Genomic DNA, 2,824 nt, shown 5'->3' with positions numbered 1-2,824 from the left:
AATCGTTAATTTGATTTACAAACTGAGTTCTTAACTGGAATACAAAGGTTAAGCCTTGCATTAATAACATACTGATTAAACTTACTAATACCAGTACGACCAGCATTTCCAATAAAGTAAAACCCGAATCCCGTTTCATTCTTCCCATGCCTTCCATACAGGGTCACGAACCTGTTTATAACCCACTTGATGCAATTTAACGGTTGAGACCAGTTCTTGTTCTACATAAATATCCACATCGGTTTCATATAAGCCCACAGTGTAGATGCCAGCCCCTTTCAAGCCTCTGGTATTATCCGTGGGTTCTGCCAATATTTGAGTTTGCCATTTAAAGCGATAAAAACCGATTTTTGTATCGCCTTCTGGTTGTTTTAAAGGATTAATCGTTTCCATAAAAACCATGGCATTACGTACGGCTTCATGGCGTTTTTGAACTTGTTGGATACGATATAGATTTTGGAGATTGGTATTAATCCAACTAAATAAGGCCATGCCGACCATCGACACCAGAACCAAAGCAACAATCGCTTCTAATAAACTAAAGCCTTTAGATTTCATGGTTTAATGACTGCTTGACAAAAAGGAGCTATCAATTGAACGGGATAGGACAGTAAATCTTGCTGCAAATGGATTATGCCACCAGTACATGCGCCATTAGCACGAAAAATAATTGCTTGATCTGCAACTAATCTCCAACCTTCTGGGAGTTCTAATTTAATATTTTTTTGTAGAATTTCATAATCAGGCTGATTGGTCGAAAAAGGATAGGTTTCAAACCGAAAATTCAAGCCTTTTTGGTAAGCTTGATAACTTAAACTACTTATTTGAGACATGATTTCATCACGCTGATATGCCGCTTGCACACTATCATACATTGCCATTAATCGTGGAGCAACTAAGCCCGTTAACAGTGCAAAAATAAATAAAACAATCATCAGTTCTAATAGTGTATAACCCTTCAATTAAGTAATATCCTTTCATAACATAGCTAAAAACGGATGGCAGAAATTGAGTAGACGAAGCGGTTTAAACTCGATTTGATCTAGCAAGCGTTCAGATTGTCTAATATCCCGTTCACTGATAACCAAACTGAGTGGCATTTACGCCCAGCCAAGTAATCTTAACTGGGTTAAGTCGTGATGAATAATTAACTCATGTTACGCAAAATGAAAAAAGTTTGAAAGAGTAGGGGGGAATAGATGAGCCTTTGGAGTTAGTGATTATTAATAAACTATGACTCACCATATTCCACCATCCCAAGCATATCGCATATTTTGGTGGAAAACGCTGCGCTATTCCACCCTACATCAAATGAAAAGTTCTTTTATTTAATGTAGGGTGAATAATTAATCTTCTTGTTGTGTTAACTGCTCACGAATATTTTTTTCTAACTCATCCAATAATTGCTCATTTTGCACTTTGTGGTGTGGTTTACCATCAATGTACATTAAATTATTGGGTGTGCCGCCAGTAAGACCAACTTTGACTTCTTTCGCTTCACCTGGTCCATTCACAATACAGCCAATTACTGCAACATCAATCGGCTGCGTAATATCTTCTAAGCGATTTTCTAATTCATTGACCACTTTAATCACATCAAAATTTTGCCGTGAACAAGAAGGGCAAGCCACTAAATTCACCCCTTTTTGACGTAAATGCAAGCTTTTCAAAATATCAAATCCGACTTTGATTTCTTGAACAGGGTCAGCCGCTAAAGACACCCGAATCGTATCGCCGATGCCTTCCATTAACAACAGGCCTAAACCAATCGCGGATTTGACTGTGCCCGAACGAAAACCACCCGCTTCAGTAATACCAAGATGTAACGGTTGCTCAATTTGACCGGCTAATTTACGGTAGGCCATCACGGTCATAAAAATTTCGGAGGCTTTAAGACTAATTTTAAAATTCGGGAAATCCAATTTATCTAAAATATCAATGTGCCGTAACGCCGATTCCACGAGAGCATCAGAAGTCGGCTCGCCATATTTTTTTTGTAATTCTTTTTCCAATGAACCTGCATTGACACCAATTCGAATTGGGATATTTTTATCTTTAGCAGAATCTACCACAGCACGTACACGGTCATCACGTCCAATATTACCCGGATTAATTCGTAAACAATCCACGCCTAATTCCGCAACCCGCAACGCAATTTTATAATCAAAGTGAATATCAGCAATTAAAGGAATATCAACTTGCTGTTTAATTTTACCAAAGGCCTCCGCAGCCTCTTGAGATGGCACTGAAACCCGTACAAGGTCTGCACCTGCTTTTTGGATCGCTTGAATTTGGCCAACCGTGGCAGCAACATCACAAGTATCCGTATTGGTCATACTTTGCACAGCAATCGGTGCATCACCACCAATCGGTACATTACCCACATAAATTTGACGAGTTGGGCGACGTTTAATTGTGATTTCTTTACGCATAGTGTGGATAACCTGAAAATAATTTTAGATGACTATTTTACAATACTTTGAGTACGATAAAGTATTTGGTATTTTGTGGTTATTTGTAAATATGGTTGCTTGATGGGGGCAAGTGCGGCAAAACTGATAGCTAATCAACAAAATACCAGCTTCAGATTAGAGAAAATAGTATAATGCGGTGTCATACCTCGTAAATTTGTTGGATATTATGGAAATTTTATTTTTATTGATCCCAATTTCTTTATTGATTATTGGTATTATTGTTTGGATGTTTTTGTGGGCAATTCGTTCAGGACAATTCGATGATTTAGAAGGACCTGCACATCAAATATTAATGGATGATGACGATGCTGATGTTAAACCAGAAAAAACTGACGCTAAAAATACAAAAC

Annotated in this window: 5 protein-coding genes; 1 reads left to right on the top strand and 4 read right to left on the bottom strand. The window is 37.9% G+C overall.

Going from position 1 to position 2,824, the window contains the following annotated elements; all coding sequences use genetic code 11:
* The 4 genes from ABXH34_RS18440 to ispG form a co-directional block, all read right to left on the bottom strand.
* Window positions 1–139 (bottom strand): prepilin-type N-terminal cleavage/methylation domain-containing protein (locus tag ABXH34_RS18440; protein WP_353573356.1); only part of this gene is annotated, 139 nt, incomplete at its 3' end.
* Complete coding sequence (locus ABXH34_RS18435) at window positions 136–558, bottom strand: PulJ/GspJ family protein (RefSeq protein ID WP_353573355.1); 423 nt, start codon at window positions 556–558, stop codon at window positions 136–138. The genes ABXH34_RS18435 and ABXH34_RS18440, both read right to left, overlap by 4 nt.
* The gene (locus ABXH34_RS18430) at window positions 555–962 is read right to left on the bottom strand and encodes a prepilin-type N-terminal cleavage/methylation domain-containing protein (protein WP_353573354.1); all 408 of its coding nucleotides are present in this window, start codon (window positions 960–962) and stop codon (window positions 555–557) included. The genes ABXH34_RS18435 and ABXH34_RS18430 overlap by 4 nt, the downstream gene beginning before the upstream one ends.
* A gap of 384 nt (window positions 963–1,346) precedes the next feature.
* Window positions 1,347–2,432 carry a flavodoxin-dependent (E)-4-hydroxy-3-methylbut-2-enyl-diphosphate synthase gene (ispG, locus tag ABXH34_RS18425; protein WP_353573353.1) on the bottom strand — a complete coding sequence of 362 codons (1,086 nt, stop codon included), beginning with the start codon at window positions 2,430–2,432 and terminating at the stop codon, window positions 1,347–1,349.
* Window positions 2,433–2,640: 208 nt separating this feature from the next.
* On the opposite strand from ispG, the gene ccoS reads away from it, so the two are divergent.
* Window positions 2,641–2,824: cbb3-type cytochrome oxidase assembly protein CcoS (ccoS, locus tag ABXH34_RS18420; protein WP_353573352.1), on the top strand; the 184-nt coding region annotated here is incomplete at its 3' end.

The organism is Candidatus Albibeggiatoa sp. nov. BB20, assembly GCA_016744725.1.
In the GTDB taxonomy this organism is placed as follows: Bacteria; Pseudomonadota; Gammaproteobacteria; order Beggiatoales; family Beggiatoaceae; genus Albibeggiatoa.
Note: the sequence above shows the minus strand (reverse complement) of the source record. Positions and strands in the feature narration are given on the sequence as shown.